The organism is Rhodococcus sp. R1101, from assembly GCF_000278445.1.
GTDB lineage: Bacteria > Actinomycetota > Actinomycetes > Mycobacteriales > Mycobacteriaceae > Rhodococcus > Rhodococcus gordoniae.
This window is the reverse complement of the sequence record NZ_AJVB01000375.1, coordinates 1-3,864: the sequence shown is the minus strand read 5'-3', so window position 1 is coordinate 3,864 and position 3,864 is coordinate 1. Positions and strand designations below refer to the sequence as shown.

Here is a 3,864-nt window from a genome sequence, read left to right as displayed (position 1 = left end):
AGACGACTGAAGCGTCATTGACCTTCAAGTCGTCCCCGCTACCGGTGACCGTGAGGGTCGACCCTTCTGCGGTGGTGTGTGTGCCGTCCACATCAGAGGGGCTGAGCTGGCCCGGCACTACGTGATAGGTCAGGATCGTGGTCAGAAGAGCGGAGTCCGTCTCGAGTGTGTCGATAGTGGCCGGATCGATCTTGGCGAAAGCCTCGTCCACCGGTGCGAAAACGGTGAACTGACCGCCGTTGAGCGTGTCGACGAGATTCACCTGCGGATTCAGTTCGCCCGACACTGCTTGTGTGAGGGTGGTGAGCAGGGGATTGTTCGAAGCGGCGACGGCCACCGGATCCTGTGCCATGCCTTCGACCGACCCGGCGCCGGTAGGCACCTGCTCGGCGTAGGCGGAGCAACCTGGCCCGACCAGGCCCGAAGCCGAGTCGGCCTGCATGGTCGCAGTCGCCGGCATCGATTCCGTCATTGCCGTCGTCGAGTCGGCTGCGGTCGTCTGGTCGCCGTCCGACGAACAAGCCGACAGTCCCAGAACGGCTACGGCAGTAAGGCTGACGGCAGCTGCGGCGCGGGTCGTGATCATGAAATCCACCTTCGATCGGTCAAGGGTCGGGCCACCAGAGTTGTGCACTGTTGTCCCGGCTGTCAGAAGGGTCTTCGGTACCGATCCCTGTGCGGATGGGTCCGCTCCAGAAGATTTCTCGAACATGCTCGGGGACTCGCACCCATCCGATTCGCGGGCGGCTCCGAAGTCCACACGACCCCGACAGTAAGGACGGCACAGATGACGACGAACGAGGATGCTGCCGCAGGGCATTCCGACCCCTCGGAAACCGGCAGCCCTCGCTCGTCGTGGCGATCGACGGCGCTGGCCAAGGGACTTGCCGGGATACTGTCCGTCGCTGTCGCGCTGGGTATCGGGGAACTGATGGCGGTTCCGTTCGGGCCGTCGACCTCCCCGTTCTTCGCAGTCGGCTCCACGACCGTCGACCGAAGTCCGGCGTGGGCGCGGGAATTCGCGATCACCACTTTCGGTACCGACGACAAGGTAGCGCTGTTCATCGGAATGAGCGTGCTGATCGTGGTATTTGCAGCCATCGCTGGACTCGTCGAACGCCCTGGTCGTCCCTTCGGCAGCGGTGTGCTCATAGCCCTCGATCTGGCCGGAGTTTATGCCGCTGTATCTCGCCCCGGGGCGAGCGCCCTCGATGCGCTGCCGACGATCGTGGGGTTGGTCGCCGGCCTCGTCGCGCTGCGGCTGCTCACTCACAGCGCTCGAGAACTCGATGGTGTCTCACGGACGCGGGCGGGGGTGTCCCGTCGACGCTTCCTGGTGCTGGCCGGTACCGCAGCGGCGGTGGCGGTAGCCGCGGGTGCAGCCGGACGTCACCTCGCAGGCTCGATCGCTGATGCTGTGCGCAACCGCGCCGCATTTACTGTCCCATTCGTCGTGCCGAGAAATCGCGCCGCGGCAGTTGCTGCGGGCACCGACCTGGCGATACCCGGGGCGACACCGTTCATCACCGGCAACGACGCCTTCTACCGAATCGACACTGCCCTCCGGGTCCCGAGGCTCACCACCGACGACTGGAGTTTGCGCATCCACGGCATGGTCGAACGCGAAATCACTGTGCGCTGGGCCGACCTGATCGCCCGTACCCCCATCGAACGGACCATCACCCTGACCTGTGTGTCCAACGAGGTCGGTGGTGAGCTCGCCGACACCGCCACTTGGGTCGGTTATCCGATGGCGGAGCTACTCGACGAGGCCGGGGTGTCCGCCGACGCCGACATGCTGCTTTCGACCAGCACCGACGGGTTCACTGTCGGAACACCGATCGCGGTTCTGCGTGACGGCCGAGACGCGTTGCTCGCGGTGGCGATGAACGGGCAACCCTTGCCGTTCGAGCACGGTTATCCGGTGCGGCAGGTGGTACCGGGTCTGTACGGGTTCGTCTCCGCCACCAAGTGGGTCGTCGACTGGGAAGTGACCCGGTTCGACCGGGCACAGGCCTACTGGACTCAGCGCGGCTGGGCCGAGCAGGCCCCCGTCAAAACAGCTTCCCGCATCGACGTCCCGGCCTCCTTCGCACGAATCCCCGCCGGCGAGGTCATGGTCGCCGGGACCGCGTGGGCACAGCACCGCGGCATTTCGCGAGTGCAGGTGAGGGTCGATGACGGGCCATGGACGGAAGCCACTCTGACACCGCAGTACTCGATCGATACGTGGCGGCAATGGTCGTGGAAATGGTCGGCCCTTCCGGGCAATCACACGCTGCAGGTGCGTGCGATCGACGGCACCGGACAGCTCCAGACCGAGCAACGCGCACAGCCGATTCCCGACGGCGCCAGCGGATGGCACACCCGCCAGATCACCGTGACGTGACCGCAGCGGCGAGATACCCGACCACGTTCAGGTGCACTCGGCCGTACACCTCGGCGACGGCCCGCCAGTCGGGCAGAACCCACCGTCCGTCGCGGCCGGTGGTGCGGTACCAGCCGGGGCGTTTCTGCGCGATGACCTCGAGCGGAAACCGCCGGCACAACTGCACCCAGTCGTCGGGGCCGTGGATTTCGAGCACGTCGACGGTGCCGGGAACGACCCGGCGGCACCGACCGACCGCACTGGTATCGAGCACCTCGATCGTCGTCCACGACGAGGTGATCCGAAGGAAGTCACTCCCGCATGTCCGGCGGGAGAAGGAACACCCGATCACGCTGCACCGGACGATATCCCTTGATAATGACCAATTCTCGTAGACAACGGCCATTGACGACACCGGCGACACCTGTGCATTCTGCAACAGCCTCCGTAGCGAGCCGGAATTCGGCTCCCTCGCCGCCGCCACCGACCCACAGTCCGAGGATGTCGCGGTGGCCATCGACGGTCACGTAGACGGGTCGGTTGGTGACCTGTCCGTAAGCGGTCCTTGACGTGGATCGCGTCGATGAACAGCACTGGATACGCCGGATCGAGCGGCCGTCCGGTTCATCCGGCCATCTCGTCGAGCGCCTTGTCGGTGATTTTGCTGATCGTGTCCTTCGACACCGACGCTCAGTAGGCGTCGTCGAAGTGGGCGAAGATCTCCCCGGTGGTCGGACCCTTCGCCGACAGCGACGAGGTGATCTCATCGACCCCGATCAGCCGCCGCTGTCGTTTCTTGACGATCTGCGGATCGAACGACGAGCCGGTGTCACGCGGCACCTGGATCTGAACGGCTTCAGGAATGGGAGCGATGTCCGAGGAGCTTCGTCCGTCCCGCAGAGGCCGCGACGATTGGTGAACAACGCCGTCGTTATCGTGTGTGGTGATGGTTGATGAATCCGCGTTCACACGGGGCGCACGACTTCGTCTGGGCCTGCACGTGCTCGTTGTCGTGCTGGCGTTGATCGTCCTGCTGCGTGCGGTGCTGCTTTCCGAAGCATCGGCGGGATGGATCGGTGCGTTGACTGCGCTGTTCGTTGTCGTTCACATCGCAGGTGCCAGTTCGTTGCGTGCTCCGGCTGCGCGATTCGCTTGGTTGGGATCATTGTGTGCAGTGTGGGTGGCGATGGCGCTTCTGGGCGCCGACGCGGCGTACGTATCGTTCGGGCTCATCCTGCTCTTCATGACCGAGGTGCCGCTCGTGCCCGCTGTGTCTGCGGTGGCGGTGATCACTGGTGCCAACGTGCTGATCGGCGTCCACACTCGCGGACAGTGGGGCGGAGCGCTGGTCGGGTCGTTGCTCGGGGCTGTGGTCGGTGTCGTTGTCGGGCTCGGTTTTCGGGTGCTGTTCTACGAGACGGAGCGCCGGCAGCAGTTGATCGAGGATTTGCATCGCACTCGCGCGGAGCTGGCGGAGACCGAGCGCTCCGCGGGCG

General features: G+C 65.1%; 3 protein-coding genes and 2 pseudogenes. 2 read left to right on the top strand and 3 right to left on the bottom strand.

The genetic code is table 11. The annotated features are described in order from the left end of the window. The coding region (locus tag R1101_RS0118135; protein WP_026003433.1) for a fasciclin domain-containing protein at positions 1-586 on the bottom strand (586 nt) is incomplete at its 3' end. A 201-nt stretch (positions 587-787) separates the two neighbouring features. On the opposite strand from R1101_RS0118135, the gene R1101_RS0118130 reads away from it, so the two are divergent. Then, a complete protein-coding gene (locus tag R1101_RS0118130; protein WP_016934771.1) occupies positions 788-2,389 on the top strand; it encodes a molybdopterin-dependent oxidoreductase in 1,602 nt (533 codons plus the stop codon). On the opposite strand, the gene R1101_RS29720 is transcribed toward R1101_RS0118130, so the two are convergent. Beyond that, positions 2,376-2,642, bottom strand: coding sequence for a hypothetical protein (locus tag R1101_RS29720; protein WP_232284783.1), 267 nt, complete (start codon positions 2,640-2,642; stop codon positions 2,376-2,378). The genes R1101_RS0118130 and R1101_RS29720 overlap by 14 nt on opposite strands. 133 nt (positions 2,643-2,775) lie before the next feature. Further along, positions 2,776-3,280 (bottom strand): annotated as a pseudogene (locus R1101_RS29715) (transposase); the annotation flags it as partial. A gap of 100 nt (positions 3,281-3,380) precedes the next feature. Here R1101_RS29715 and R1101_RS27370 point away from each other — a divergent pair. Beyond that, positions 3,381-3,864: pseudogene (locus R1101_RS27370) on the top strand (sensor histidine kinase); the annotation flags it as partial.

Bases quoted from the DNA above. Each gene is read 5' to 3' on its own strand.
- R1101_RS0118130 (WP_016934771.1), top strand. From the start codon at position 788: ATGACGACGAACGAGGATGCTGCCGCAGGGCATTCCGACCCCTCGGAA.